We start from the raw sequence: 26,624 nt of genomic DNA, 5'->3' as shown, positions 1-26,624 counted from the left end.
GCGGCGTCCGCAGGGGCGGCCAGCAAGCCCGTCAGAAGGAGTGCGGCCATAGCCCATGCAAGTTGTCTCATCTCGCCCTCCGTAAAGACGGAGCGACAGTTGGAATGCTCCTCCCGGGCCGGGGGGCAGGTCAACGGTTGACACGTCAAAGGATGTCGACCAGCGAGGTCCAGACGGTCGGTGGTCTTCCGCACAGGGGTGGTGTGTGCCTTGGTCGTTCCGGACGAGCACATGTACCGCTGCCGGGTGACCTCGCCAGCGTCATTCCGCACGACGCCGTGGGGCACCACGTCGCGGCGCGCATGCCCTGGCCATGGGCACGGGTAGCGTCTGACGTCCTCCCGACGCGGCGTGCCTCGACTGGCCACCGCTCAGCGCCTCCACGCAGGGGAGGGTCCAGATCTCACCCCGCCAGTGTGCAGGATTTCACAACACGACGACAGTTCCGAGCACACCAGACGCCGAATGGTTGCCGTCTAAGTCGCCGCTGACCCACCTCGCAAGCCGCGACGCTCGCCGCCACCCAGCCGAGTACCGGGAAGTGCCACCCGAAATCGAACAAGCCGGCCACCACCACTGCTGCCAGCACAGCGAGTCCGATCCGGTGCGGTCGCAGCCGCCAGGCCACCCACGCTGCGAGGGCCACCACCGCCACCAAGCCTGGAATGCCGAGACTCAGCGCGATCTCCAAGAACTCGTTGTGCGTGAAGTACGCCCATCCCGGGACGCCGGTCGCGGTCGGCGCACGGAAAACGGGATCAGGTCCAAGCCCGCTCCACACGTGCCCGCTGATCAGGTGAATTGCGGCCTTGGCTACCCGAAGTCGCTGCCACCAACTCGGATCCAGACCGTCGACCCAGCGACGCTGCGTCACAAGCAGACCGCAGGTGGTCACCAACCAGACTCCACCGATCAGCCACCGCAAGCGAAGCACTGCGGCCATGACACGATCACGCCACCGGTTCGCCGGTCGCTGATCGAGACGTCCGCGGACGAGCAGACCGCGTCCGATGAGGAGCACCGTAAGAACGGCGGCCGCTAAAGAGAGCGGATACAGCACGGCCGTCGCGCCCGCGAGCCGCTGCGCGGCCAGCACCAACGGCGCACAGACCGCAAGGGCGACAACGGCGTTCCGCGTGGCCCGGCTCAGCCGACGGCCGGCCACGATGAGCGCCGCGGCGAACGCGACAAGGGCACCCCGGCTTTCGGAGGCGAGAATTCCGCAGCCGACAACCACCTGGGAAAGCGAGACCAGCGGCTGAACCCGGCGAGTCCGCACGAGCGCACCCGCCAGGAAAGAGAAACTAAGCCAGAGCGCGAACGCCTCCGGGTAGTGGAGTGGACCCGCCAGTCGCACGGACCGCTCGTCCGTCAGCAGCCACGAATCAAAGGGACCGCGGCCGGCTGCCATCGCGACGCTCACGTCGATCAAGCCGGTCCCGGCGAGGATCGCCGCTCCGCCCAAGAACCCGGCCGCGACCAACTCCCGGCCCCGCGTGGTCAAGGCACCTACCACGACGTACGCCGCAACCGACCCGACCATCCCCGCCGCAAGCCGCATTGCCACCATGCCGTCGTGATGGGCGAGACCGGACGCCGTCCACCACGCAGCAAAAGCAAGGACGGCGTACGACAGCCGCGATCGCACGAGGAGGCGCGCGGTAGGAAGCAGGACCAGACCAACAATGAGCAGCGCAATCGCGACCCCGGCGAAGACGGCTGCCGCTGGAGGGGCGAAGGCCCCGCCAGCCACGGCCATGCCGAGGCCTACCGCGACGCACTCGACCGCGAGCGCACGGTCGTCGATACGCTCCCCGCTTGCCGTACCTACGACCACTGCGGGATTATCCGACCGGAACGATGCGATCGAAGGCGGACGTCGTAGCAGCGGGCGGACGGCGCGTGCCAAGCGGCGGAGCGTCAGATGACAGCTGACTATCCAGGAGCGGCCCGGTGGGTGCCGACCGGTGCCGGATTGGACGAGCTGCGGAGGGCCGCCCGCGGATGCCAGGGCTGCCCGCTGTATCGCAACGCGACCCAGACCGTCTTCAGCAGCGGCCCGCCTACGGCACGAATCGTGCTCGTTGGCGAACAACCCGGTGACCAGGAGGACCGCCGAGGGGCGCCCTTCGTTGGACCAGCCGGAAATATCCTCGACCGCGCCCTCGAGGAGGTCGGCATCGACCGAGCGGCCGCCTACGTCACCAATGCGGTCAAGCACTTCAAATTCCGTCAGGACGGGCCGGGCGCGCGGCGCATTCACCAAACACCTGACCAACGGGAAATCACAGCGTGCCGGCCGTGGCTTGCCGCCGAACTGGCCATCGTCGATCCGGACATCATCGTCGCCCTCGGCGCTACGGCCGGACGGGCCTTGTTTGGGCCGGATTTTCGGGTCAATCGGACCAGAGGCGCGCTGCTGCCATGGCCCGCACCGCCGCACGAGGACGCCGTCCGGGTAAACAAGTTCTTTCTCGCCACCATTCACCCGTCCGCGGTCCTGCGCGCGGACGACCGGGAGGCGGCGTATCAGGGACTTGTCGCCGATCTTCGGTTGGCCGCGGAGGTTCTTGGTTGACCAGCAGGGAGCCAAGCCCGGTCGGTGGGGGTCGGTGATGTCCGGTCAATCCCGCCCGGGTCGGAGTCGGCGGTGTCCGTGAACGGCAGGCGCAACCATCCATGAGCGAAACCCGGGAATTCCCGCCTATCGACCCGACGTTCTGCGGTCCCCCGGGTTGCGCGAACGGCGGCTACCTCGCCGGACGCCTGGCCACCGCGCACCCCGGCGCCGGCGCCTGCCAGGTGCGGTTGAACCGGCCGACGCCGGTCGGAAAGCCGTTGCACCTCGTCATCGAAGACGAAGTGATCCGACTGTTCGACGGCACCGACCTTCTGGCGGAGGCCGCAGCGGCCGAGCCGCCCGACGAGGCACCTGCGCCGGTGGACTGGGGAACCGCCCGGACCGCCGAGGCACGGTACGCCGGGGCGGTGGATCACCCGTTCCCGACCTGCTTTGTGTGCGGCCCACGGAACCCAAGGGGCCTGCGTCTGCGCCCGGGTCCCGTCGGGCCGGGTCGGGTCGCGACGACCTGGCGGGTCGCCGGTGGCGGACACCGAGGAACACCACCCGAACTCGTCTGGGCCGCCCTTGATTGTCCCAGTGGTTGGTCCGCGGACATCGCCGGACGGCCGATGGTCCTTGGGCGCATCCGGGCCCGAATCCTCGACGTTCCGGAAGTCGACCAAGACGTGGTGATCGTGGGAGAACTCCGTGCGCGCGCCGAACGGACTGCTCTCACCGTCTCTGCAATCTTCGACCGCGATGGCCGTCTGCTCGCGCACGCGGATGCGACATGGGTGAGAATCCGCCCGCGTTGACCATCCACCAGGCGACCGCCGAAGAACCGGACGACGCTTGCCGCGGATACCGTCACGGACACCAATCCCACACCAGCGGCCGGCCGACCCGGCACGAGCCCCGGCACGAGCGATTGCGAGGCGGATGTCCCAGGCGCTCGTCGACCCGGTAAGCGGCCAGCTACTGACCAACCCCACACCCGCAGTCGGCCAACTCCGCCTACGGCGAGAGCCGTTCGATGATCCACGGTCGTTCGCCATCCGCTGTCCGCCGATAACGCAATCGATCATGCATGCGGGCCGGCCGGGCCTGCCAGAACTCCACCGTCTCGGGTATCACGCGGAAACCACCCCAGAATGGCGGCGGTGGGATGTGTTCGACGCCGGCAAACCGCTGAGCAACTTCTGCGTATCGCTCATCAAGCCAGGCGCGCGACGGAACAACCGACGACTGATTCTCACTGGACCATGCGCCACACTGTGAGTCCCGAGGCCGACTCGCGAAGTATTCCTCAGTTTCCTCGCGGGTGACTTTCGTCACAGTGCCTAAGACCACGACTTGCCGTCCGATGGCAAACCACGGAAAACACAGACTTGCCGAGGGATTTTCCGAAAGGTCCCGTCCTTTCCGGGACCGGTAGTTGGTGAAGAAGACAAAGCCGTCGTCCACGCTCTTGAGCAAGACGTGGCGGCTGCTCGGCCGGCCGTCGGCGTCCGCGGTCGCGACGACCATCGCGGTGGGTTCCGGCAGGTTGTATCGGATCGCATCGGCGAGCCAGCGCCGGAACTGCTCGATCGGATCGGCTGCCAGGTCGGTCTCGGCAAGACCGCCGGCAGTGACCTCGACGTAAGCCTCGGCATAAGGGTTCGACCCGGTGTGTGTGCCGTGTCGCATCGGCTCTCCTCGGGCATCGGTGTCGGACGCCGGAGCGCGGTTCCGCCTGCCGGGCAGGTATCGGTCAGCCAGCCGGTCCCTAGCTCCCGCGGCCGACGGCAGGACGGACGCCGGAAGGGTGATGACCGTCGCTTTGTCCCGCAGCCCCCGACCGCGGGACCCCGGCGCTGTCAAGGGCAGGTTAGCGGGAGAATGAAGGGGTCCACGATCCGGCGGCTGCGCGAGGCAGGAGTAGAACCAATGTCTGACTTCGTTCCGGGGCTAGAAGGAGTTGTCGCGTTCGAGACCCAAATCGCCGAACCGGATAGAAATGGGGGCTCTCTGCGCTACCGAGGGGTCGACATCGAAGAACTCGTCGGGCGGGTTTCGTACGGCGATGTCTGGGGACTCCTGGTGGACGATTCCTTCACCCCGGGTCTTCCACCCTTCAACACGCTGGAGTTACCACATCGGTCCGGCGACGTGCGGGTCGACGTCCAAGCCGGCTTGGCCATGCTCGCCCCCCAGCTGGGCTTCAAACCCTTGTTGGACATCGACGAGCAGCAGGCGCGTGACGAGCTTGCGCAAGCCTCAGTGACCGCCCTCTCCTACGTCGCGCAGTCGGCGCGTGGCGACTTGCCGCCGGTACCCCAATCGGAAGTGGACCAGGGCCGGACGGCGGTTGAGCAGTTCCTGCTGCGCTGGCGCGGAGAACTGAATCCCATCCACGTCAAGGCATTGGACGCGTACTGGGTTTCGGCCGCCGAGCACGGCATGAACGCGTCGACCTTCACCGCACGGGTGGTCGCATCGACCGGGGCCGATGTCGCCGCGGCGCTCTCGGCAGCCGTGGGCGCCATGTCCGGCCCGCTCCACGGAGGTGCGCCGACCCGGGTGCTGCACATGGTCGAGGAGGTCGAACGGACCGGCGACGCCGAAGGCTACGTCAAGAGCGTGCTCGACCGCCATGAGCGGTTGATGGGTTTCGGGCACCGCATTTACCGGGCTGAGGATCCGCGCGCCCGGGTGCTGCGTCGTACGGCGCGCGAGCTCGGCTCGCCGCACTATGACGCAGCCTACGCACTCGAGCAGGCGGCGTTGGCCGAATTGCGGGCCCGCCGGCCGGACCGCCCGATCGAAACGAATGTCGAATTCTGGGCTGCGCTGGTCCTGGATTTGGCCGGCGTGCCGGCGCATATGTTCGCCGCCATGTTCACCTGCGCCCGGGTCGCCGGTTGGAGCGCCCACATTCTGGAGGAAAAACGCAGCGGCCGGCTGGTACGACCGACAGCGCGGTATGTCGGTCACGGCCCGCGCCCGGCGTCCTCCGTTCCCGGTTGGGACGCGGCGATTCGACGACACGGGTGACCGTACCCCGGACGGGTGATCGACGCCGCTCTGGCAGAATCAGACCTGGCAGCGTCGCCACGGTGAGCAGTAATTTGATCGGCGGGGAACAGCTGAACCGCCCGGCAAGACCTACTGCCGGTGAGCAGAAATCGCCGATCCCCGAACCCTTGGAGCGATCGTGACGGACGCCACACCCGACATCACCATTCCCGACCACCTCAAACCGCGGGACGGCCGCTTCGGCGCCGGCCCGTCGAAAGTCCGGCCCGAAGCCGTCGCCGGCCTCGCCGCCGCCGGCACGACCTACCTCGGCACGTCGCACCGCCGCACCGGAGTGAAGAGCGTCGTCGCACGAATCCGGCACGGACTACGAGACCTCTTCTCGCTGCCGGACGGCTACGAGGTAGTGCTGGGCAACGGCGGCGCCACCGCGTTCTGGGACATTGCCACAGCGAACCTCATCCGCAGCCGCTCGCAGCACCTCAGTTTCGGCGAATTCTCCAGCAAATTCGCCGCCGCCGTGCGGAAAGCACCGTTCCTCGACAAACCGTCGGTCATCGAGAGCGAGCCGGGCACGCATCCGTGGGCGCAGGCCGAGGCCGGGATCGACGTGTATGCGTTGACGCACAACGAAACCTCCACCGGGGTGATGATGCCGATCCAGCGGGTCAGCGGTGCGGACGCCGATGCGCTCGTTCTCGTCGACGCGACCTCCGCAGCCGGCGGATTGGCCGTGGACATCCGCGAAACAGACGTCTATTACTTCTCGCCGCAGAAGTGCTTCGGTTCAGACGGCGGGCTCTGGATTGCCCTGATGTCCCCTGCGGCGATTGACCGGGTGGCGGAAATCCACGCGACGGGACGCTGGATACCGGCGTTCCTTGACCTCTCCATCGCCATCGACAACAGCCGGCAGGATCAGACCTACAACACCCCGGCGCTCGCGACCCTCTGGTTGCTCGCCGACCAGATTGACTGGATGAACGAACGCGGCGGTCTCGCGTTCACTACGGCGCGGACCGCTGATTCCGCCCAGCGGCTGTACACCTGGGCAGAGAAAAGCGACTATGCGACGCCGTTCGTTGCGGACCCTGCTCAACGGTCGCACGTCGTCGGCACTATCGATTTCGCCGACAACGTCGACGCGGCCAAGGTTGCGGCGATCCTTCGCCGCAACGGCATCGTCGATACCGAGCCGTACCGGAAATTGGGTCGCAACCAATTGCGGATTGCCATGTTCCCCGCCATCGATCCGGACGACGTCGACGCTCTCACCGCATGCATCGACTATGTCGTGACGCGACTGCGTTGACTCTGCGAAGAAACCACGGATTACACGCGACACCTCGATGACGGAAGACACCGCCGAACCAGCGACGGCGCGTGTGTCTTACCCGCGCGACCGCATTACGTGGCTCGCGTACACCCAATTCGCGCTGTACGGATATTTCCTCTACGCCTTCACCCCGGCGGTGAACCTGCTCCGCTCGGACGAGCACGTCAGCCGGGCCGTCGCCGCCCTCCACGGCACTGGGATGGCCGTCGGTGGCGTCCTGGTCGGAATCCTCGCGCCCCCGCTCATCAACCGGCTCGGACGACGCCGGCTTTTGTGGTCCGCACTGGCCGCAATGTGCGCCGGAATAGTCCTGCTGGTGGTAGTGCCGCTCCTCCCACTCACCCTTGCCGGTTCGATTCTTGGCGGTTTCGGCGGCGTCCTGCTCGGCAATCTCAGCACCGCCATCCTCAGCAGCCACCATCCGGGACCGGCCGGCGCCGCGGCGGTCACCGAGGGAACCGGGATCGGCTCCGGCATTGGGCTCCTCGCTCCGCTTGCGCTCAGTGGTGCCATCGCGACCCACCTCGGCTGGCGGGCGGGAATGCTGATCCTGGTGGCCTGCGCCGGTGGCGCGTTCCTCGTCTTCGCCCGGTCAACCACCCCGCCGGAACCGATCCCTACCCGCCGCGGCACCCCACGACCTCGGATGCCGGGCAGATTCTGGATCGCCTGCACTGTGCTCATCCTCACGACGTCCATCGAGTTCTCCATGACGATCTGGACGTCGGACGTCCTGCACAGTCACGTCGGCGCCTCGACAGCGTCGGCGACCGCCGGGGTGACGCTCATCGTTCTCGGCATGACGGTAGGACGGCTCACGGCGAGCCCGCTCGCGCTGCGATACTCCGCCGACTGGCTCCTCGCAGGCGCCTTCGTGCTGACACTTATCGGATTCGGCGTCTTCTGGAACTCGCATCACCTGCCGGTCGCCTACCTTGGCCTCTTCCTCACCGGGCTGGGTATCGCCCTGCACTACCCGCTCGCCATCGCCCGGATCGTCTGGGCCTCCGACGGTCACCCCGATTTGGCGACCAGCTACGCCTCGCTCGGCGGCGGTGCGGCGATCGGGCTCGCGCCCTTCGCCCTCGGCGCACTCGCCGACCATGTCGGCTCGCACACGGCGATGCTCCTTGTCCCGGTCTTCACCCTCCTCGGGTTCCTCGCGGTCGCCGCCTCCCGTACCCCGTCGCCACGGCGGAGTCAGCTCGTCAGCTCGGCTGTGCGAAGCTGACGGCATGGAGTACGTACATCTCGGCCGCAGTGGACTGCGCGTTTCCCGACTCTGTCTCGGCACGATGAACTTCGGGCCGGTCACCGAACCGGCGGAGGCGTTCCGGATCATGGACCGGGCGCACGAGCACGGCATCAACTTCTTCGACACCGCCAACGTCTACGGCTGGGGTGAAAACAAGGGGCGGACCGAGACCATCATCGGTGAATGGTTCGCCCAGGGCGGTGGACGGCGCGAGCGCACCGTGCTCGCCACGAAGGTGTACGGCGACATGGGGGAGTGGCCGAACGAGGGCCGGCTCTCCGCGCTGAACATTCGCCGGGCGTGCGATGCATCGCTGCGCCGGCTGCGCACCGACTACATCGACCTATACCAGATGCACCACATCGACCGGGAAACGCCCTGGGACGAAATCTGGGAAGCCTTCGAAGTGCTGCGTCTGCAAGGGAAGATTCTGTACGCCGGATCGTCGAATTTCGCCGGCTGGCACATCGCGCAGGCGCAAGAAGCAGCTCGCCGGCGGAATTTCCTCGGATTGATCAGCGAACAGTCGCTGTACAACCTGGCCGCACGTACCGTCGAACTCGAGGTGCTGCCGGCAGCCCGAGCGTACGGCCTGGGAGTGATTCCATGGAGCCCGCTCCACGGCGGGCTTCTCGGCGGCGTGCTCCGCCGCACCGATCAGGAGCGGTCCAAGGGCGGCCGTGCGACTGAGGAACTCGAGCGCCGGCGCAGTGCAGTCGAGGCGTACGAGGCGTTCTGCGACGAGCTGGGCGAACACCCGGCGGCGGTAGCGCTAGCCTGGCTGTTGCATCAGCCGGGCGTCACCGCGCCGATCATCGGCCCCCGGACCGTCGATCAATTCGACATGGCACTGCGCGCCACGGAACTCCGGCTCGACGAGAAGGCTCTCGCCCGGCTCGACGAGATCTGGCCCGGCCCGGGAGGCGAAGCCCCCGAAGCCTATGCGTGGTAAGCGACCGTCGCTGCCTCGCTGTCACGACGCGCCGTCGCTAAGCGGCCACGATCCGAGCGTTTCGTAGCGGGGCACCGGACCGAGAAAGCTGCGGATCAGCTGCAGGTGGGTCGCCGTCCACACCGGCCCCGTATAGCCGGCCAGCGCGGCGAGAAAACCCCTCGCGTCCACCGGATTCGTGCGGGCACGGGCAAGGGTCAGGTGGGCCCGAAAACCCCGATCGGTCTGCGGCATCGTCACGCCGGCCCGGCGACCGGCGGCACGGCATCGGTCGGCCAACCGCGCCAGGCTGCCGTCGTCCGCGATCGTCCGCACTCCCGCCCAGATCACCCGGGCGCGCGATGGCCGGTCAAAAGCACCAACCCCGGCAAAGCACAGCTGCAACGGCGCTTGCCGGCCGGCGACCCGCTCAAGGCGTAGCGCAACCCGATCCGCAGTGAACTCCGACACCTCGCCGTAGAAGGCCAACGTGAGGTGCCAGCGGTCTGGAAGCACCCACCGCCACTCGACGTCGTCCCGCCGCACGCCGAGCAACGCATGTTCGAGGTGGTCGATCGCGGTCGCCGGCGGAGTCAGGGCCGCAAATACCCGCACACGTCCATGGTGAACGGCGTCATACCCCCACGCGCCGAACCCGCCGGGACGCGCGCCGGCCCAGGCTCACCAGACCCGGGCCGGCTCACCGGACCGGGCGGGTGGACCTGTCACCGAGTACTCACATCCGCAAGCGTGGGTTCCGCGATCTCGGCCGCGGTCAGACCACCGCGGCGGCGCCTGCGGGTGAAAGGCGGCCGTCGCCAACCGAGGCGACGGGCATAGACAGCAGCCACGGCGACAGCACTGACGACGCAGATCAGGCCTTGAACGGCCAACGTCCCGCGCGGTCCCAGAACATTGCCGAGCCAACCGACCAGCAGGGAGCCGACCGGAGTTCCTCCGGTGAACACCGTGACGTACAGCGCCATCGCCCGTCCCTGCATCGCCGGCTTGGCGCCCAATTGCACGCTGGAATTGCACGACGTCGCAAAGGCAATGGCTGCTGCGCCGATCGGGATGAGGAGTACGGCAAAGATGAGATAACTGGGCGCAAGCCCGGAAAGTCCTTCGAACAACGCAAAAACTGTTGCCAATCCGAAGAGGAGGCGCAACCGCGGCCGCCGGCGTCGGCGTGCCGTGGCCAATGCACCGATCACCGCGCCGATCGCCTGCGTGGTCGACAGAAGCCCGTAGCCGCCGGCGTTCTGATGGAAGGCCCCGCGGGCCATCAAGGCATTGGTGATTGGGAAATTCAAACCGAACGTGCCGACCAGCCCGATCAAGGCGATCGGGATGGCGAGCTCCGGATGCTCTGCGACATAGCGCAATCCCTCCCGCAGCTGACCGGCGCGCCGTCCCACTCGGGGGGCGACCCGAAGCTCGTCGGCGCGCATCGCGACGAGGACGCCGATGACGGCGAGGTACGAGGCGGCGTTGAGGAAAAACGACGGCGCGGTGCCGAAAGCTTCAATGAGCACGCCCGCCACGGCGGGACCGATCAGGCGCGCCGCATTAAACGTGGCGGAATTCAAGCTCACCGCGTTCTGGACAAGTTCCCGCCCGACCATTTCCACGACAAAGGCCTGCCGGACCGGCATGTCCAACGCAGAAGCGATGCCGAACAGGAACACGATGACGGAAATGGACCACAGAGCGATGACGTGCGTCGCGATGAGAACGCCGCTCACGATGCTGAGCAGCGCCATCGCGCTCTGGGTGCCGACGAGGACCCTACGCTTCGGGTAGCGATCGGCCAGCAGGCCTCCGTGCATCCCGAAAAGCAGGGTGGGCAGGAATTGCAGAGCTGTCACGGCGCCGAGCGCAAAGCTGTTATCGCGGGTCAGGATGTGGTAAACGAGCCAATCCTGCGTGACCCGGGCCATCCACGTCCCGGTATTGGAGACCAGTTGGCCGGTGGCGTACAGCCGGTAGTTGCGGACCGCAAGGGCCCGGAACATCCCGTTCACGATCGGGCGATCCGGTCGAGGATCGGTGCGACGCGCGCAAGCAGCGCACGTTCGTCGTCGCTCAATTCCGCGAGGCGGGCGGCCAGCCATTGTTCGCGGCGGCGCCGGTCATCGCGAAGCAGTTCGAGGCCGCGCCGGCTCACGGCGACGACCACGTTGCGTCGATCGGTGGGATCGGTGGTGCGGGTGACCAGGCCGCGTTCCTCGAGGGCGGCGACGGTCCGGGTCATCGAGGGGGGCTGCACTTTCTCTCGCTCGGCAAGTTCACCGATCCGCATCGGGCCGAGTCGTTCCAACGTGCCGAGGGCGGAGAGTTGGGTCAGGGTGAGGCCGTGGTCGGGTCGCTGCGCTCGGAGTCGGCGGACCAAGCGCATCAACGAAACCCGCAGCTCGCTCGCCAATTCGCGCGTGCTCATCGTGGCCGTCACATTTACTTAGCATACGTCATTAGCTTTGCTAAGTAATTGTGGACCGCTCCCTGCGGGTGGGAGATTGTGGATGTTCGTGCGGACCCCGGCGTCCGCTAGCCTCAGCCGTGCCGCTCCGCTAGCCTCAGCCGTGCCGCTCCGCTAGTCTCGGCCCGTGTCTCGACGATCGGACGTCGGCGAACCGCCGAAGCCGTTGCCGGTAAATCCGTTCCCCCCGATTGCCATCGGCACCGGACTATGGGCGCTCGCCGCGATCGCGCTCTTCATCGTGCGCCCGACCCTCGTCCAGCACGGCGCCGGCTGGTGGTTCTGGGTCGCCGTCAGCGGCGTCGCTCTGGGCCTGTGGGGCCTGCTCTTCCTCACGGTGCAGCACCGCACCCGCACTCGACGGATCAGTAACCGCACCGGACTCGGTCGTCCCGACGTCGACCGCCACACCTGACGGATCCGGCGACGGACGAAGCGGATGGGGCTGACTCGGCACGACAAGTGCCTCGGAGTGCGCACCGCACCCGTGGTCGAACGAGACCACCTTCCCGTCATCGGGGGCGACTTCGTTCGCGCAGACGCCAAACAGCCGACCCAGTGCTCCTGACAGCGGCACGAGAAACCCGCATGTGCCGCAGGAATACGGCGCCGCGCGGGCGATCGCGGCCCGTGGTCCGTGCTCGCCGGCGTACCACCGCTGCGCCGCTTCGCTGCGTCCGTGTTGCGAGAGCACCCGGCGGCGTCCCAGCCACAACTCCGCGAGCAGGAGGTCCGCGCTCACCTCGTCGTCCGGCAACCGCGGATCGCCGATGCTCACCTCGGCTGGCTCGAGGCGCGGATCGTCTTCCGCGGTCGGTGCGACGTCGCCGACCCCGACGTCCCCTGCCCGTAGCCGCTGCGTCCACGGGATCCACGGCGGCGGCAGCAGCGCACCCGCGCCGGGGAGCAGCACGACGTCGTTCACGGTCACCCGGTCAGAGTCCGGCGCCCGTACGACGGTGACGGCCCACCGCCACCCGACGTAGCCGCGCTCTCGGCAAGCGAAGTAATGGGTGACGACGTGTTCGTCGTCTGCCTCGACACCCTCGTGTTCGCCGACCATCTCCGCGCCGGCAACCTCGGCGGCCGCACCGCGCGCCAGTTCCACGGCAGCCGCACACACCTCATCCAGCGGGACGGTCACCGCGGACTCGCTCCCAGCCTCGGACTCGCTCCCACGCTCAGGGCCGTGCGCAGGCGTCTCGTCAGCAGAGCGCGCGGCGTACGCGGTCGAACGGGAGCCGATCGCCTGCGGCGGCGCCCCGTCAGTCGTTGCAGGCACGGCAGCGATTCTCCCACGGTCCTGCAGTCACCGAAACCGCTCCGCGTAGTTGACTTGAGCCGTGACGATCCTCCGCCACCGCCCAGCCGCGCGGCTCTCCCGCGCCGCCGCCGCGGCAGCCGGTGGACTGCGACGCATCGGCACCGGCGTGGCGCGGGCGGCGTCCTTTGTCGGCACCCATTTTTATCGAGCGACCCGGGCGGACGGCGCGGGGCGCAGTGGACTTGCGAACCTCATCGACCTCCACACCATTCACAGCCTGGGCGACGCCATGCTCACAGTGGCGCTCGCCAACACGCTCTTTTTCGCCGTCGACGTCCATCAAGCGCGCAGCCGGGTGGCGCTCTACCTTGTCATCACGATGGCGCCGTTTGCCGTGGTTGCGCCGATTGTTGGGCCAATTCTGGACCGATTCCGGCACGGCAGACGCATGGCGTTGGCGACGACCCAAATCGTCCGCGCTTTCCTTGCCTGGGTCATCGCTGACGCGGTAGCCACCAAAGGTGGATTCGCGTTGTATCCAGCGGCATTCGGAGTTCTGGTCTGTTCCAAGGCCTACGGCGTGTCGCGTTCCGCAGTCGTACCGAGGCTGCTGCCCCCGGACCTCACTTTGGTCCGCGCAAACGCCCGGCTCATCCTCTGGGGAATTATCGGTGCAACCGTCGGGGCGCCGATCGGGCAGGCACTCAACTGGATGACAGGATCGCCGTCGACCACGCTGCGCATCGCCACGCTGGTGTACTTTGCCGGCGCATTCTTCGCGTTCCGTCTGCCCCCGCGAGTCGACGTCCCTGCAGGGGAAATGCCGGTGCGAGCCCGCACCCCGCGGGAGAACCGGCAGCGCACTTTCTATCACCGTATTTTCCCGCCGCTGCGCGGTGTGGGACCGCGCATGCCGGTCATGCTCCGCGCAAACGCCGGACTTCGCATCTTCGCCGGATTTCTCACGTTGTTTCTCGCTTTCCTCATCCGGACCCACCCGCTCGGGGTCTTCAGCGAGAACGTCGACCTGGGGATCATCGTGGCGGCTGCCGCGATCGGCAGCTTCATCGGCACCTTCCTCGGCGGTTGGCTGAAGGGGCGCCATCCCGAGCCGCTGGTCGTCGCGTCGCTCCTCGCGGCGGGAATCGTCGGCATTCTCAGCGCGGTCTGGTTCGGTCTGGCCACCGCGGCGATCGCCCTCCTTGTCGCCGACCTCTGTCAGTCGTTGGCGAAGCTGGGACTCGATTCCGTCATCCAACGCGACGTGCTGGAAGCCGTCCGGACCTCGGCGTTCGCCCGGTCGGAGACCGTACTGCAGTTGTCCTGGGTGACCGGTGGATTTCTCGCTCTCGTCCTGCCGTCCAACGGCACGCTCGGTCTGGCCCTGGGATCGGCGATCGTGGCGGTGTTCTTCCTTGCCACCGTGACCCGACTGCGGGTCAGCGTCGAAACCGGGCTGCAGGCGTTGCGAGCGCAGCGGCTCCACGCACCGGCACGAACCGCCGACGAAAGCCCCCGCCGATGAGCGTCAAGCGGCTCATCATCACTGCCGTCGCCGCCGAGGCGGACGCTGTCGCCTCAGGCCTGGACGGTGCGCAGCCGCACCCCCAGGGCTCCGCGAACGTCCGGCACACCGCGACAGCGGACATTCTCGTAGCCGGCGTGGGAAGTGCGGCAGCCGCGGCGGCGACGGCCGCGGCGTTAGCACGCCGGCACTATTCGCTCGTCATCTGCACCGGTATTGCCGGCGGCATCGGTATCGCCGGCATCGGTGACATCGTCGTCGCGGACGCCGTCCACCCGGCCGACCTCGGCGCCATGTCCCCCGACGGGTTCATCCCGCTGGAGCACCTCGGAATTGCGACGACAGCCAACGCGATCGACCCGCCGGTCGTCGAGGAACTCACCGGACCGCTTCGGTACGCCGGACTGGCGCCGGTGATCGGCGGCATTCTGACCGTGAACACGGTGACGGGCACGGACGCGCACGCCGATGACCTGCGGCGGCGATACCCCGGCGCCGTCGCTGAGGCGATGGAGGGCTACGGTGTGGCCGTCGCCGCGACCCGCGCAGGCGTTCGGTACGGCGAACTGCGGGTGGTGAGCAACCGGGTTGGGCGGCGGGACCGCCGAGCGTGGGATATCCCCGGCGCGCTGCGCCGGTTGGAGCACGCATTCGCGGCACTCGGCGCGGCGTGGTGCAACGACGGATCCGGTCAGGCCGCGGCACGGGAGATCGACGGAGGGTGCCCATGACGCCGAGCGCGGGCGCGTCGTCCCAGGCAGGCGGCGCGTCGTCCCAGCTGCTCAACCTGCCGAACGACCATGCGCCGCTCCCGGACGGCCGCCTGCTCCGGATCGCATTCTCGCCCTGCCCAAACGACACCTTCGTCTTCCACGCCTGGGTGCACGGACTCCTGCCGGACGCACCACCGGTTGCCGTGACGTTCGCGGACGTCGACGTGACGAACACGGCCGCAGAGCGCGGAGAGTTCGACGTCGTCAAGGTCTCGTACGCCGCCCTGCCGTGGCTTTTGGACCGCTATGCGCTGCTGCCCACCGGCGGCGCGCTTGGCCGCGGGTGCGGACCCCTGGTCCTGACGGCCGGACGGCGTGACCTGCGCGGCGCCGTGGTCGGAGTACCCGGCGAGCGCACCACGGCGTACCTGCTCTTCCGGATGTGGGCGCGCGGCCGCGGCGTCGCGGACATTCGCGTCCTGCCGTATGCGGAGATCATGCCGGCGGTCCGGGACGGCCGGATCGACGCCGGTTTGGTGATCCACGAAGCCCGGTTCACCTACCCGGCGTACGGCTTGGAATGCCTGGCGGACCTGGGTGAGTGGTGGGAGAGCACGACCGGTCTGCCCATCCCGCTCGGCGCGATCGTGGCACGCCGTGAGCTGGACGTCGCTCGGATCACCGACGTGGTGCGGGCGTCCGTGCGGTACGCCCGGGCGCATCCGTCGGCGTCCGCTGATTTCGTGGCGCAGCACGCTCAGGAGATGGACCCCGCCGTGCAGGCGCGGCACATCGCGCTGTACGTCAACGACTTCACAGTCGAGCTAGGGGAGGGTGGTTACGCCGCGGTGCGCGATCTCCTCGCCCGTGCCGCGGACGCCGGGTTGGTTCCCGCTGTGCCCGACCAGTTGCTGATGCCCCTGATCTAGGGTCGGTGCAACCCGCCGGGCCGGTGGGACGGCGCGACCCGCCAGAGCCAGCACGGTCTACCGAGGCTCAAGGTCTAGTGCGGGGGTTCGAGGTCGTCAGCCACAGCGCGCAGGACGGCGGCCACCTTCCGGCTCGTCGTCCGGTCCGGGTAACGGCCGCGGCGCAGTGTGTTCGACACGCCGTCAAGCAGCTTGATCAAATCCTCGATGATGACGACGAGCTCATCGGGCTTCTTCCGCTGCGCAGCAACCAGGGACGGCAGCGGATCGAGGAGACGGACGGAGAGTGCCTGTTCACCGCGCTTGCTCTCCACAATGCCGAACTCCACCCGACTGCCCGGCTTGAGCGAGGTCACGCCAGCCGGCAGGGCGCTCGCGCGGACGAAGACATCGCCGCCGTCGTCGCGCGTGAGAAATCCGAAGCCCTTCTCGGGGTCGTACCACTTCACCTTGCCGGTGGGCACCGCGCAGCCTCTCTGTGAAAACTCCCAGTGGATCGGCAGGAACTCGATTCTAAAGAGCCCATCTCCGCCGATGAGACGCGCCAGCAGTCCAGAGGCGTTCGCCGTCACGCGCGATATCCCAGGCGGGCCACGGACCATCGGTCACGCGCCGTGCGGGAGGCGCCGTCCCGTGCCCACCGACCGCAATCGACCCGGCTACCCGCCGCTGACGGTGTCGAGCACTTCCCGCCAGCGGCGGACTGTCACGACGTCCACCGGCCCATCCCATCGTTCGTGGCGGCGCACCGCTCGTCCCACGTGAAACCAACGGAAACCCTCGCTGTACAGGGCTGGTACGTGGTCGATGCGCAATCCGCCGCCGACGACCCAGGTTGGTCCGTCGGTGCCGAGGGAGAGCCGCTCGCACAGGCCGGTCATCGACAGCCCATTCGGGCTCCCGGCGGTCAGCACGGCATCCAGCCCATCCAATGCCGTAATCGTCTTCCACGCCGCCGTCGCGTCGGCCGCGTGATCGAAAGCGCGGTGAAAGGTCCACGCACGCGGGTGAGCGACCTCGAGCACGGTCTGGACGGCTGACAGGTCCACCTCACCTGCCGGAGTGAGGAATCCGATGACGCACTCCTCCATGCCCGCGCGCCGCAACGTCGCGGCGAGAGCGCAGAGTTCGTCAAGCTCCCGCTCGGTAATGGCAAAACTCGCGGTGGAGCGCAGCATGACCCGCAGCGGAACGTCGACCGCGTCGCGGATGGCGAGAAAAGTCTCCACAGTGGGCACGAGTCCCTCGCTGGCCATGTCTCGCACCACCTCGAGGCGGTCCGCACCGCCGCGGACAGCAGCCTGGGCATCAGCGACATCAAGGGCAACCACCTCGAGCAACGGTTCCGCCACGAGCAACCTCCGAAAATTGGTTTAGACCATTCTGGGGAACGATAACACGCCGGCGCGCTGCCGCGGATCGGGCACGGTTCCGGACCTCCCGCCGCCAGCCCCCAGCCCGGTCCGACACCCGCCGACTCCAGGACCGCCGCCGGCGCACCGAACTCCAGAGCAGCCCCAGCGCACTGCTCGGTCGGCATCCGCGCGCCCGAACCGGCCGCCAACGCCGCTAGGTCAGCGCCCCGCTCCGCCACAGCCGCCGGCGCATCGACAGGACGAACCGCCACTCCGCGGCGGGCTGTGGATGACGGACGCATCGGTGCCGGGCACCCGCTACCGTTCGACCGTCTGCACCAACCCGACTACGTGGAGGCTGCAATGAACGGAATTCGTGTCACCCCTGAGCAACTCGCCACTCTCTCCGGTCGCCTGAACTCCGGTTCAGCAACCATCGAAGGCGAGTTGCGGGCGATGGCTGGCGCCCTCGCTCCGCTCGGCACCGACTGGGCGGGCATGGCGCAGCAGCGATTCGAAATGCTGTGGGCTGAATGGCAGAAATCGGCCGAGGGACTGCACCAGGCGCTCACCGGGATCGCTCAATTACTCAACCAGGCCAGCATCAACTACGCCGAAGCGGAGCGGCAGATCGCCGCGAGTTTCGGCCGCGGATAGCGGCGTTCACGAGCTCATCGGTCGGACGGATCGGCTCATCCGTCCGATCGGTCCGGGCTTTCCCGGCGAACCGAAGTCCGCAGCGAAAAGGCCGGTGGGGCGGCTCCTGGGAACCGCCCCACCGGTACCGACGTAACGCTTGCGCCGGTCAGAAGTCCATGTCGCCGCCGCCGGGTGCTGCGGGTGTCTTCTCCTTCTCCGGCTTCTCCGCCACCACCGCCTCGGTGGTGAGGAAGAGTCCGGCGATGGACGCAGCGTTCTGCAGCGCCGACCGGGTGACCTTGGCCGGGTCGATGATGCCCGCCTTGATCATGTCGACGTACTCACCGGTCTGGGCGTTGAGACCCCAGCCAGGCTCAAGGCTCCGCACCTTCTCGACGACGACCCCGCCCTCGAGACCCGCGTTGATCGCGATCTGCTTCAGCGGGGCTTCGAGCGCCAGCTCAACGATCCGGGCGCCGGTTGCCTCGTCACCCTCAAGGTCGAGCTTCTCGAAGGCCGTCTTGCCCGCCTGGAGCAGAGCCACACCGCCGCCAGCGACGATGCCCTCCTCCACCGCGGCCTTGGCATTCCGGACGGCGTCCTCGATGCGGTGCTTGCGCTCCTTGAGCTCGACCTCGGTGGCGGCACCAACCTTGATCACCGCGACGCCGCCCGCGAGCTTCGCGAGCCGCTCCTGCAGCTTCTCCCGGTCGTAGTCGGAGTCGGTCTTCTCGATCTCGGCGCGAATCTGGTTGACCCGGCCCGCGATCTGCTCCGGATCACCAGCGCCCTCGACGATCGTCGTCTCATCCTTGGTGACGACGACCTTGCGCGCCCGGCCGAGCAGGTCGAGGCCGACATTCTCCAGCTTCAGACCGACCTCTTCGCTGATCACCTGACCGCCGGTGAGTACCGCGATGTCGCCGAGCATCGCCTTCCGCCGATCCCCGAAGCCGGGCGCCTTCACGGCAACCGAGCGGAAGGTACCGCGGATCTTGTTGACGACGAGCGTCGCCAGCGCCTCGCCCTCGACGTCCTCGGCAATGATCGCGAGCGGTTTCCCGGCCTGCATGACCTTCTCCAGGACGGGCAGCAGGTCCTTGACCGCCGAGATCTTCTGGTTCGCGATCAGAATGTACGGGTCTTCGAGGACCGCTTCCATCCGCTCGCTGTCGGTCACGAAGTACGGCGAGATGTACCCCTTGTCGAAGCGCATTCCCTCGGTGAGCTCAAGCTCCAGACCGAAGGTGTTGGACTCCTCAACGGTGATGACGCCTTCCTTGCCGACCTTGTCCATCGCCTCGGCAATCATCTCGCCGACGGCAGTGTCACCGGCGGAGATCGACGCAGTCGACGCGATCTGCTCGCGGGTCTCGACGTCCTTGGCTATCTCGAGCAGCGCCTGGCAGACCCGCTCGGTCGCCGCTTCGATTCCGCGCTTGAGCGCCATCGGGTTCGCGCCGGCGGCCACGTTCCGCAGACCCTCGCGTACCAGGGTCTGAGCGAGAACAGTTGCCGTCGTCGTCCCGTCACCGGCGACGTCGTCGGTCTTCTTGGCAACTTCCTTGACGAGCTCAGCCCCGATCTTCTCGTAGGGGTCCTCGAGCTCGATCTCCTTGGCGATGCTCACCCCGTCATTCGTGATCGTGGGTGCGCCCCATTTCTTCTCCAGGACGACGTTGCGACCCTTCGGGCCGAGCGTCACCTTGACAGCGTCAGCGAGCTGGTTCATGCCGCGCTCGAGAGCGCGACGAGCCGCCTCGTCAAACGCGATCATCTTGGCCATTGCGTGGTCCTCCCGTGTGGGGACGTAACCTTGCGGCCGGTGCGACGCCCGCGACGGCCGATCCCGCGATCCGGCGGCCCTTCCGCCGTCCCGCCGAGACCTCGCCGCCCCGGCCAGTTGTCACTCTCCGATGTGGAGTGCTAGCGCCATGTTTAGCACTCAAGGGTCGAGAGTGCAAGCGCGGGGTGGTGGGAAGACTCAGCAGAGCTGCTCGATCACTTCGCGGAACGCTTCGACGGACGGCGGGATGGTCGCTGACGGCGTCACCACGGGCGCGACGGCGTCCAGCGTCTTCAGCCCGTCGCCGGTGTTCAGCACCACCGTCTCGGCGTCCGGATCCAGCTGCCCGTTCGCGAGGAGCTTGCGAAGCACGCCGAGGGTCACCCCGCCGGCCGTCTCGCCGAAAATCCCCTCGGTGCGGGCAAGCAGCCGCATGGCGTCGACGACTTCCTCGTCACTGACCGCCTCGACCGCACCTCCGGTACGCCGGCACACGTCAAGCACGTACGGACCGTCCGCCGGATTCCCAATCGCCAGTGATTTCGCAATCGTGTTCGGGCGTACCGGGCGGACAACGTCCAGCCCGGCGCGGAACGCCTGGGCAACCGGAGAACACCCCTCGGCCTGCGCGCCGTACACCCGGTACGGCGTGGCATCGACCAGGCCGAGTTTGCCCAGCTCGGTGAAGGCCTTGTCCACCTTGGTGAGCTGAGACCCCGACGCAATGGGAATGACGACCTGCTCGGGGAGCCGCCAGCCGAGCTGTTCCGCAATTTCGTAGCCGAGGGTCTTGGAACCCTCGGCGTAATACGGCCGCACATTGACGTTGACGAACGCCCAATCCTCTTCTTCGCCGGCGATTTCCGTGGCAAGGCGGTTGACGTCGTCGTACGTCCCGTCGACCGCGATGACCGTGCCCCCGTACACCGCCGTCGTCACAATTTTCTGCTGTTCGAGATCGGCCGGGATGAAAACGACCGACCGGATTCCGGCGCGCGCGGCGGCAGCAGCAACGGCGTTGGCGAGATTTCCGGTGGAGGGGCAGGCGAGCACCCGGAATCCGAGAGCCCGCGCCGCAGCCAGCGCGACCGCAACGACCCGATCCTTGAACGAATGCGTCGGATTCCCGGTGTCGTCTTTCACCCAAAGCCGGCGCATTCCGAGCTCGCGGGCCAAATTATCCGCGCGGATGAGTTTCGTAAAACCCGGTTCCATGTTCGGCGTGTCGAGGACGTCGTCCGGCACCGGCAGGAGCGCGCGGTAACGCCAGATGCTGCGCGGACCGCTTTCTATCGTGTCGCGACAAATATTCGGATAGTCGTAGACGACCTCAAGGGGCCCGAAGCACATGTCGCACGCGTACCGGGGGCCGATCGGATACTGGGCGCCGCACTCCCGGCAGGCAAGCGCCGCCGCATTGCCGAGAATCGAATCGGTTGCAGACACAGCTGTCACGGTTGCGAGGCCTTCCTCCTCATCTTCCCCGCGGACCTTCCGCAGGCCGGATTTGGCACCGATCACGACGTGGCCTCGCGTTGGCGCCGCAACTCCAGCGCCTCTTCGGCGTCCACACCGCCGTGACGGTTGCCGGGGCTTCACCGGGCCGGTCCCTCAGCCCCTCTCGATGAGCGGGTATTCCGTTGTGCCTTCAGGGTAGCGAGCCGGCACGAGCGATGCACACGCCCCTCGGCTTCGTCTCCGCCGGTCCCGCCCGTTCCCGGCGACCGGCCGGGGTAGCCCCAATCTCGCGACGATCAGGCTGGTCGGAGTTGGCGCGAATCTCCGAGAATGGCCATGAATCATGGTCCGAACCGATAATCTCTAACCACCGGAGGGGAGCCGCGGGCAGGAGCGTGTCGGGCAGGGACGCTCCTGGCCGAGGTTGATCGGTACGGGGAGCCGGGCGCTCTCGGCTCCCCGTTTTGTTGCCGCACGGGGCCCCGACCGGGCGTGCCCGGCCCCCGACTGGTCGCACCACTCCCCGGGCCGCGCGCACGGAGCCCGGACCGGCTCAATCTGACGACCGCTCGCACCGACCTCCCGCCGGACGGGTCTGCCGTCACGGCGTCCGCGAGCCATCGGCGCTCACACCGAGTACCTGCGCAAGCTCAGTCAGCCAGCTCACCACGCCGTCCGGACCGTCAACCACCAGGTCAGCGACGGCACGCAGTTCGGATACCTCCTGCGATGCACTGCAGATGCGAAGACCCAGCACTTCAGGCAGCTCGGCAATCACGGCAAACGCGGCACGATCGGCCGCATCATCACCGATGTACACCACGACACGGGGCCGATGGACGTCGACAAGCCGCCGCAGCGCGGAACCCTTGTCGGCCCCAGCCGGCCGTAGCTCCCACACGAGACGGCCGGCCTCCAACCTCAGCCCGCACTCCCGAGCCACCTCCTCGAGTGGTCCTCGAAGCTGCGCCAGCGCGGACAGCGGATCCGCGGTCTGGCGGACATGCAGCGCGAGGGCGATGCCCTTGTCTTCCAGGAGGGTCCCGCTCGGCGCGCCGGCAAGGATCTGGTCCACCCGCTGACGCGCGCGTTGAATGGCCTCCGGAGCGGCAACCGGCGACAAACCGTCCGCCGGGGACCACCTCTGCATGCCGTAGTGCCCAACGACCTCGATGGTGTGCGGCACGTCGTCGGGGGTGCCGTCCGGCCGGGCAAAGCCGAGCAGCCGGGCGGCGTCCAGCGGCGGCCGGCCCGTGATGATGGCAATCGCCCCCAACCGATGGGCAAGAGCGCGAAGCACCCCCGGGGCCGCCGGATGAACCCGTGCTGCCGCAGGATGCGGAGCTATCGGTGCCAACGTGCCGTCGACGTCCGACGCGAGCAGGACATGCGCCGGGTCGTGGCGTATTGCTGCGACGACCGACGTGACCCGCTCGGCGTCGGTGGAAGCGGGATGGTGGGTCACGTCGGGAGACTACCCGCCGAGGGTGTCCCAGTCCCTCGTCACGACCAGGGTCAGATGGGCGCCGGACATCTGCGGGTCAGCAGGAGACAGCTGGCGAATGTGGAACTCAGCGGCAAGTTGTTCGGCGGCGTCGCGCTCTCCCGCGGGGTAGAAGACCGTGGTCGCCGGAAGGACATGCGCGGAGTAATTGCCGACTGTGCCGATGGTCCAGCCGGCTGCCTGCACGTCCTTCGCGGCTTTGGCGGCCAGACCGCGAATGCGGCTGTTGTTGAGCACGTCGACCACCGGTCGCGTCATCGATACCGAAGGTGAGGAGGGCACGGTGGAGTCGGCCGACGACGGGGTCGCGGTCGAAGCTTCGGAGGTCGACGAACCGGCCGTCGGGCTGGGGGTAGGGCCGGTTGATCTCAGAGCGGCTGAGGATATCGCGGACGCCGATGTCGCGGACGCCGGCCGGGTCGCGGCGGACTCCGCGGGTCGCGACGGATTTCGCCAGGTGAGAGCGGCCCACACGCCAAATCCGGCGATCGCCACTGCAAGGAATGAGCCGAGCAATCGTCGTCCCCGATGGCCGGTCGGCCGTGCACGATGTGCGCCACCGGATCGGGGCGGGACACCGGGCGGTTGGGAGAGCCTGGCCATCGACCCGGCACGGTCCGAGAATTCAGGGTTGCAGGCCGAGCCGGCGAGCGGAACGGGCCCGCTGCCGCGCGCTGCGCAGTCGCCGAAGCCGCTTGACCAGCATCGGGTCCGCCGCGAGCGCCTCGGGACGATCGATCAGCGCGTTGAGCGTCTGGTAATAACGCGTCGCCGACATGCCGAACAGATCGCGCATCGCCTGCTCCTTGGCGCCGGCGTACTTCCACCACTGACGTTCGAATTCCAGAATCCGACGCTCAAGATCGGTCAGCCCTGACTCGACCGGATGGTGATCCTCGGAAGCCGCGTCGCGAAGGGAATGTGCTGCCGTCTCCATGGCGACCTCCTCGACGATCGAGCCGGAACGATCCGGCCATGCCTCGCGGTCGTCTCATCGTAGCCCGCAAACTACACGGATGTCATTCGCGCGCGGCAACCCGCAACCAATGTCTGATGCGCAGCAACGGCGACCCTCCCGGGACGGCAGCCCTCCGCGACGGAACGACGACACCCCGCCCACCGGCAGGTGCGCCGCCCTGCCGCGACCCCGGTACGCGGCCGCATCGCCCGAGCCCGCACGCCGGCAGTCGAGCACGCCCATCCGTCGTGCGTACCGGGCATTCCGCCATACAGCGGACAGCACGATAGGGCTACCGGCGGGTTAGGCCAACCAGGTGGCCGTTATGTCGCAGTCAACGACGAAAAGTTCACCAGCTGAGCGGGCATCGTGCCGATGAGAAACCACGAATTCACGACGAATTCGCGTGCGAGCGGAGCGGAGTTCCCAGTGGCGCTTCGAGACGACCAGCCGGCGCCCGGCCGGGCCATCACGGTCCGGCCGACCGCGGCTGGGCCGGCTCAGTGGCTGGTCTTCGACGCGTTCCGAGCACTGGCTCACTGCGGCGTCGACCCGGACGGCGCGGTCCGCCGGATTCTCGCCAACGAAGCACTTGCCCGTTGGTTCGGCGACGACGCGACGGCCTGGCAGGTCCGCGAAGTCTTGACGGGCGCGCTGGTCAGCGCCGATCGGATCGACGAGGCGGTCGTCGTCGCGGAGGAGCTGGTCGCGCATTACGACGCGCACGGTGATGCCGCCGGACGTTTGCGGGCGCTCGGTGAACTGGTCACCGCACGATTCGCGCGTGGCGAGTTCGAACGCGCCCTGGATGAACTGATCGACGCGCTGGTCACCCTGTCGCGGCTGGAGTCACAGGGGGTGGCCGAGCCGAGTGCGTTCGTCGTGGTTGCGAACGCGGCCAGCGTCGCTGAGCTCTTTGAAATTGCCTCGTCCTACCTGCGGCGCTGCGCCCGGCTGCCACAGCCGTCGGTCTTCCTCGTCCGTCAGGCGGACGCCGTCTGCGCCCGCAATGATTTGCGCTGGGGCAACCTCCTGGAACTCATGGGTGAGCTGGACGCAGCGACCGCTCGGTTTCGCGAGGCGCTGCGGTTCGCGATGCGAATACAGCAGGGAGAACTCACCGGCTTCTGGCGCCGCGTCGGCCGGCTCTGTGAAGGCGCCGCGTGGGCGGCGTTGGACGAACCGGAGCTCGCCCTCCCCGCCCTTCTGGAAGGGTGCGAGGGGGATCCCCGGAGCGTGGGTGGCGAAGACGCGCTCATCCTGCGGCTCGCCCTGGCCCGTGCCTGCAGCAGCCTTGGCCGAGTTGAGGAGGCGCGGCACCATCTCGAAGTGGCCGCCGGCCTGCCTGACCCGAGTTTCTCTCGGCAGTGGCACATCACGACGTCGCTGTACGCTGCGGAGGTCGAGCGGTGCCGGTTCGGCGACCATCCTGGTCTCGACTATGCGAGGCACGCGGCGGCCCTCCTGGCCCACGCACTCTGGCGGGAACGAGAGCGGCGGCTGGAGAACGTCATGGTCCGCATGCAGATGCTGGAACTTGCCGCGGAGAATGAACGGGTCGAGCATGAGGCCCTGCGTGATGCGCTGACCGGCCTGGCCAATCGGCGGGCGCTTGACATGGCGCTCGAGGCATTGGCGAAATCTGACACCGTCAGCTCGCTCCTCTTCGTCGACCTCGACGATTTCAAGACGACGAATGATTCCTTCTCCCACACGGTCGGCGATGAGGTGCTGCGGTCGATTGCCGCGATTCTGCGCGGTGAATGCCGGGAAGACGACGTCGTCGCGCGATTCGGCGGCGATGAATTCGTACTGGTTCTGCACGGCGCGCCACGCAAGACCGGAATCCGGGTCGGTGAGCGGATCCGGTCGGCTGTGAAGGCATTCTCCTGGGAGAAGATCGCTCCAGATTTGCGGGTGAGCGTGAGCATTGGTGTCGCGGAGTTTCAGCCCGGCATGGACCTTTCCGAGGCGCTTCTCACGGCGGACTCCGCGCTGTACGCGGCCAAGCAGCAAGGCAGGGACCGGGTCGCGGCAGCGTGAGAACAGCGCCGGCATACGCTCCAAGACGTGTCGGCCTTTGACCTGCTCGGCGCCTGGCCTGCTCCGCCTCCGGCGGCCGGTGTCGTAGGTCCTCGTCAAACCGCCGCCGGCCCGGCGGATGAGGTTCGCCCGTGGGCCTCGGTGACCAAGCCGGTTTTCGCATACGCCGTGCTGCGACTCGCCGAGGCGGGCCATGTCGACCTCGACGAGCCCTGTGGACCGCCCGGCGCCACGGTTCGTCACCTGCTCGCGCACGCCTCGGGACTTGGGCCCGACACCCGTGAGCCGCTCTGTGCGCCCGAAACCCGGCGCATTTATTCCAATGCCGGTTACGAAGTGCTCGGCGAGTTTCTCGCGGAACGGACCGGTCAGGACGTCGAAAACATCATTGCGGACCTCGTGCTGTCCCCCCTCGGCATGACGCGAACCCGGCTGATTGGCAGCCCAGCCCACGGTCTGCGCGGACCACTCACCGACCTGCTGCGCTTTGCTGCCGAGCTCCTCGAACCTCGGCTCGTCGCCGTGGAAACCCTACGATCCGCCCGCAGTGTTGCATTTCCGGGACTGAGCGGCGTCCTGCCCGGCTTTGGCCGGCAGGAGCCGAACGACTGGGGGCTGGGGTTTGAGATACGAGACGCCAAGACACCCCATTGGACCGCACCGGCCAATTCGCCGGAGACCTTCGGCCATTTCGGCCGATCAGGAAGCTTCTTCTGGATCGACCCCGTTGCCCGGATCGGGTGCGCTGTGTTGGCCGGAACCGAGTTTGGACCGTGGGCGGTCGAAGCGTGGCCGCGGTTCTCGGCCGCCGTCCTGGACGAATTCGGCTCGCATTCGTAATGGCGCTGCGACGGCAGACGCCGCGGCG

At 67.8% G+C, this 26,624-nt stretch carries 25 protein-coding genes, 1 pseudogene and 1 riboswitch; of the genes and pseudogenes, 13 read left to right on the top strand and 13 right to left on the bottom strand.

All coding sequences use genetic code 11. The features are described from left to right. Window positions 1-403: 403 nt before the first annotated feature. Window positions 404-1,837, bottom strand: coding sequence for an O-antigen ligase family protein (locus ACEL_RS00630; RefSeq protein ID WP_049751310.1), 1,434 nt, complete (start codon window positions 1,835-1,837; stop codon window positions 404-406). Window positions 1,838-1,924: 87 nt separating this feature from the next. On the opposite strand from ACEL_RS00630, the gene ACEL_RS00620 reads away from it, so the two are divergent. Together ACEL_RS00620 and ACEL_RS00615 are read left to right on the top strand one after the other, a co-directional pair. After that, on the top strand, window positions 1,925-2,578 hold the full coding sequence (locus tag ACEL_RS00620) for a UdgX family uracil-DNA binding protein (protein WP_011718958.1): 654 nt from the start codon (window positions 1,925-1,927) through the stop codon (window positions 2,576-2,578). 101 nt (window positions 2,579-2,679) lie between these two features. Further along, window positions 2,680-3,378: a hypothetical protein gene (locus tag ACEL_RS00615; protein ID WP_011718957.1), complete on the top strand. Its 699-nt coding sequence runs from the start codon at window positions 2,680-2,682 to the stop codon at window positions 3,376-3,378. Window positions 3,379-3,577: 199 nt separating this feature from the next. On the opposite strand, the gene pdxH is transcribed toward ACEL_RS00615, so the two are convergent. Further along, a complete protein-coding gene (pdxH, locus tag ACEL_RS00610; RefSeq protein ID WP_011718956.1) occupies window positions 3,578-4,252 on the bottom strand; it encodes a pyridoxamine 5'-phosphate oxidase in 675 nt (224 codons plus the stop codon). A gap of 240 nt (window positions 4,253-4,492) precedes the next feature. Between pdxH and ACEL_RS00605 the strand changes: the two genes are divergently transcribed. From ACEL_RS00605 to ACEL_RS00590, 4 genes are all read left to right on the top strand, one after another. Continuing rightward, entirely contained in the window at window positions 4,493-5,599 is a 1,107-nt protein-coding gene (locus tag ACEL_RS00605) for a citrate synthase 2 (protein WP_011718955.1), read from the top strand. A gap of 160 nt (window positions 5,600-5,759) precedes the next feature. Continuing rightward, a complete protein-coding gene (gene serC / locus ACEL_RS00600; protein WP_011718954.1) occupies window positions 5,760-6,893 on the top strand; it encodes a phosphoserine transaminase in 1,134 nt (377 codons plus the stop codon). A gap of 37 nt (window positions 6,894-6,930) precedes the next feature. After that, entirely contained in the window at window positions 6,931-8,148 is a 1,218-nt protein-coding gene (locus ACEL_RS00595; RefSeq protein WP_011718953.1) for an MFS transporter, read from the top strand. Between the two features lie 4 nt (window positions 8,149-8,152). Further along, window positions 8,153-9,124, top strand: a complete 972-nt coding sequence (locus ACEL_RS00590) for an aldo/keto reductase (RefSeq protein WP_011718952.1) — start codon at window positions 8,153-8,155, stop codon at window positions 9,122-9,124. A 21-nt stretch (window positions 9,125-9,145) separates the two neighbouring features. Here ACEL_RS00590 and thpR read toward each other — a convergent pair whose 3' ends face one another. The 3 genes from thpR to ACEL_RS00575 all read right to left on the bottom strand — a co-directional run bounded on the left by thpR (window position 9,146) and on the right by ACEL_RS00575 (window position 11,543). Then, the gene (thpR, locus tag ACEL_RS00585) at window positions 9,146-9,718 is read right to left on the bottom strand and encodes an RNA 2',3'-cyclic phosphodiesterase (RefSeq protein ID WP_011718951.1); all 573 of its coding nucleotides are present in this window, start codon (window positions 9,716-9,718) and stop codon (window positions 9,146-9,148) included. 110 nt (window positions 9,719-9,828) lie between these two features. Beyond that, window positions 9,829-11,118, bottom strand: a complete 1,290-nt coding sequence (locus ACEL_RS00580; RefSeq protein WP_011718950.1) for an MFS transporter — start codon at window positions 11,116-11,118, stop codon at window positions 9,829-9,831. A 5-nt stretch (window positions 11,119-11,123) separates the two neighbouring features. Beyond that, window positions 11,124-11,543, bottom strand: coding sequence for a MarR family winged helix-turn-helix transcriptional regulator (locus ACEL_RS00575; protein WP_011718949.1), 420 nt, complete (start codon window positions 11,541-11,543; stop codon window positions 11,124-11,126). Between the two features lie 166 nt (window positions 11,544-11,709). Here ACEL_RS00575 and ACEL_RS12870 point away from each other — a divergent pair, with 166 nt between their 5' ends. Beyond that, a complete protein-coding gene (locus ACEL_RS12870; RefSeq protein WP_148204488.1) occupies window positions 11,710-11,997 on the top strand; it encodes a DUF2530 domain-containing protein in 288 nt (95 codons plus the stop codon). A gap of 60 nt (window positions 11,998-12,057) precedes the next feature. Here the strand turns inward: ACEL_RS12870 and ACEL_RS12865 are convergent. After that, window positions 12,058-12,645, bottom strand: a pseudogene (locus ACEL_RS12865) (DUF3027 domain-containing protein); the annotation flags it as partial. Between the two features lie 280 nt (window positions 12,646-12,925). Between ACEL_RS12865 and ACEL_RS00565 the strand changes: the two are divergent. Genes ACEL_RS00565 through ACEL_RS00555 form a run of 3 tightly spaced genes read left to right on the top strand, consistent with a single transcriptional unit; the run spans window position 12,926 to window position 16,013 of the window. Further along, complete coding sequence (locus ACEL_RS00565) at window positions 12,926-14,371, top strand: MFS transporter (RefSeq protein WP_011718947.1); 1,446 nt, start codon at window positions 12,926-12,928, stop codon at window positions 14,369-14,371. Then, entirely contained in the window at window positions 14,368-15,102 is a 735-nt protein-coding gene (gene mqnB / locus ACEL_RS00560; protein WP_011718946.1) for a futalosine hydrolase, read from the top strand. The genes ACEL_RS00565 and mqnB overlap by 4 nt, the downstream gene beginning before the upstream one ends. Then, the gene (locus ACEL_RS00555) at window positions 15,099-16,013 is read left to right on the top strand and encodes a 1,4-dihydroxy-6-naphtoate synthase (protein WP_011718945.1); all 915 of its coding nucleotides are present in this window, start codon (window positions 15,099-15,101) and stop codon (window positions 16,011-16,013) included. The genes mqnB and ACEL_RS00555 overlap by 4 nt, the downstream gene beginning before the upstream one ends. Window positions 16,014-16,087: 74 nt before the next feature. On the opposite strand, the gene ACEL_RS12860 is transcribed toward ACEL_RS00555, so the two are convergent. Together ACEL_RS12860 and ACEL_RS00545 are read right to left on the bottom strand one after the other, a co-directional pair. Then, window positions 16,088-16,477 carry a cold-shock protein gene (locus ACEL_RS12860; protein ID WP_011718944.1) on the bottom strand — a complete coding sequence of 130 codons (390 nt, stop codon included), beginning with the start codon at window positions 16,475-16,477 and terminating at the stop codon, window positions 16,088-16,090. A gap of 195 nt (window positions 16,478-16,672) precedes the next feature. After that, on the bottom strand, window positions 16,673-17,365 hold the full coding sequence (locus ACEL_RS00545) for a copper homeostasis protein CutC (protein WP_011718943.1): 693 nt from the start codon (window positions 17,363-17,365) through the stop codon (window positions 16,673-16,675). A 366-nt stretch (window positions 17,366-17,731) separates the two neighbouring features. Here ACEL_RS00545 and ACEL_RS00540 point away from each other — a divergent pair, with 366 nt between their 5' ends. Then, a complete protein-coding gene (locus tag ACEL_RS00540) occupies window positions 17,732-18,025 on the top strand; it encodes a WXG100 family type VII secretion target (RefSeq protein WP_011718942.1) in 294 nt (97 codons plus the stop codon). A 148-nt stretch (window positions 18,026-18,173) separates the two neighbouring features. On the opposite strand, the gene groL is transcribed toward ACEL_RS00540, so the two are convergent. The 5 genes from groL to ACEL_RS00515 all read right to left on the bottom strand — a co-directional run bounded on the left by groL (window position 18,174) and on the right by ACEL_RS00515 (window position 23,692). Continuing rightward, entirely contained in the window at window positions 18,174-19,793 is a 1,620-nt protein-coding gene (gene groL, locus ACEL_RS00535) for a chaperonin GroEL (RefSeq protein ID WP_011718941.1), read from the bottom strand. 198 nt (window positions 19,794-19,991) lie between these two features. Beyond that, entirely contained in the window at window positions 19,992-21,248 is a 1,257-nt protein-coding gene (gene thrC, locus ACEL_RS00530; RefSeq protein ID WP_011718940.1) for a threonine synthase, read from the bottom strand. Between the two features lie 16 nt (window positions 21,249-21,264). Next, a riboswitch (SAM riboswitch) is annotated at window positions 21,265-21,424 on the bottom strand. A 428-nt stretch (window positions 21,425-21,852) separates the two neighbouring features. Beyond that, window positions 21,853-22,716, bottom strand: coding sequence for a trehalose-phosphatase (otsB, locus tag ACEL_RS00525; RefSeq protein WP_011718939.1), 864 nt, complete (start codon window positions 22,714-22,716; stop codon window positions 21,853-21,855). 9 nt (window positions 22,717-22,725) lie between these two features. Continuing rightward, the gene (locus ACEL_RS12075; RefSeq protein WP_148204487.1) at window positions 22,726-23,013 is read right to left on the bottom strand and encodes a LytR C-terminal domain-containing protein; all 288 of its coding nucleotides are present in this window, start codon (window positions 23,011-23,013) and stop codon (window positions 22,726-22,728) included. A gap of 367 nt (window positions 23,014-23,380) precedes the next feature. Then, window positions 23,381-23,692, bottom strand: a complete 312-nt coding sequence (locus tag ACEL_RS00515; RefSeq protein ID WP_011718937.1) for a DUF3263 domain-containing protein — start codon at window positions 23,690-23,692, stop codon at window positions 23,381-23,383. A 450-nt stretch (window positions 23,693-24,142) separates the two neighbouring features. On the opposite strand from ACEL_RS00515, the gene ACEL_RS11260 reads away from it, so the two are divergent. Both ACEL_RS11260 and ACEL_RS00505 read left to right on the top strand, forming a co-directional pair. Then, window positions 24,143-25,756, top strand: a complete 1,614-nt coding sequence (locus ACEL_RS11260) for a tetratricopeptide repeat-containing diguanylate cyclase (RefSeq protein ID WP_193138702.1) — start codon at window positions 24,143-24,145, stop codon at window positions 25,754-25,756. A gap of 27 nt (window positions 25,757-25,783) precedes the next feature. Next, complete coding sequence (locus tag ACEL_RS00505) at window positions 25,784-26,596, top strand: serine hydrolase domain-containing protein (protein WP_011718935.1); 813 nt, start codon at window positions 25,784-25,786, stop codon at window positions 26,594-26,596. Window positions 26,597-26,624: the final 28 nt, after the last annotated feature.

Source organism: Acidothermus cellulolyticus 11B (assembly GCF_000015025.1).
GTDB classification, from domain to species: domain Bacteria; phylum Actinomycetota; class Actinomycetes; order Acidothermales; family Acidothermaceae; genus Acidothermus; species Acidothermus cellulolyticus.
The sequence above is the reverse complement of the archived record's forward strand: the minus strand, read 5'-3'. Positions and strand labels throughout refer to the sequence as shown.

Excerpts from the sequence above, each read along its gene's own strand:
- ACEL_RS00540 (WP_011718942.1), top strand. The coding sequence starts at position 17,732 with ATGAACGGAATTCGTGTCACCCCTGAGCAACTCGCCACTCTCTCCGGT.
- ACEL_RS12075 (WP_148204487.1), bottom strand. The coding sequence starts at position 23,013 with ATGACGCGACCGGTGGTCGACGTGCTCAACAACAGCCGCATTCGCGGT.
- ACEL_RS00605 (WP_011718955.1), top strand. The coding sequence starts at position 4,493 with ATGTCTGACTTCGTTCCGGGGCTAGAAGGAGTTGTCGCGTTCGAGACC.
- groL (WP_011718941.1), bottom strand. The coding sequence starts at position 19,793 with ATGGCCAAGATGATCGCGTTTGACGAGGCGGCTCGTCGCGCTCTCGAG.
- ACEL_RS00595 (WP_011718953.1), top strand. The coding sequence starts at position 6,931 with ATGACGGAAGACACCGCCGAACCAGCGACGGCGCGTGTGTCTTACCCG.
- ACEL_RS00515 (WP_011718937.1), bottom strand. The coding sequence starts at position 23,692 with ATGGAGACGGCAGCACATTCCCTTCGCGACGCGGCTTCCGAGGATCAC.
- ACEL_RS00555 (WP_011718945.1), top strand. The coding sequence starts at position 15,099 with ATGACGCCGAGCGCGGGCGCGTCGTCCCAGGCAGGCGGCGCGTCGTCC.
- ACEL_RS00575 (WP_011718949.1), bottom strand. The coding sequence starts at position 11,543 with ATGAGCACGCGCGAATTGGCGAGCGAGCTGCGGGTTTCGTTGATGCGC.
- ACEL_RS00590 (WP_011718952.1), top strand. The coding sequence starts at position 8,153 with ATGGAGTACGTACATCTCGGCCGCAGTGGACTGCGCGTTTCCCGACTC.
- ACEL_RS00615 (WP_011718957.1), top strand. The coding sequence starts at position 2,680 with ATGAGCGAAACCCGGGAATTCCCGCCTATCGACCCGACGTTCTGCGGT.
- mqnB (WP_011718946.1), top strand. The coding sequence starts at position 14,368 with ATGAGCGTCAAGCGGCTCATCATCACTGCCGTCGCCGCCGAGGCGGAC.
- ACEL_RS00620 (WP_011718958.1), top strand. The coding sequence starts at position 1,925 with ATGACAGCTGACTATCCAGGAGCGGCCCGGTGGGTGCCGACCGGTGCC.
- pdxH (WP_011718956.1), bottom strand. The coding sequence starts at position 4,252 with ATGCGACACGGCACACACACCGGGTCGAACCCTTATGCCGAGGCTTAC.
- ACEL_RS00580 (WP_011718950.1), bottom strand. The coding sequence starts at position 11,118 with ATGTTCCGGGCCCTTGCGGTCCGCAACTACCGGCTGTACGCCACCGGC.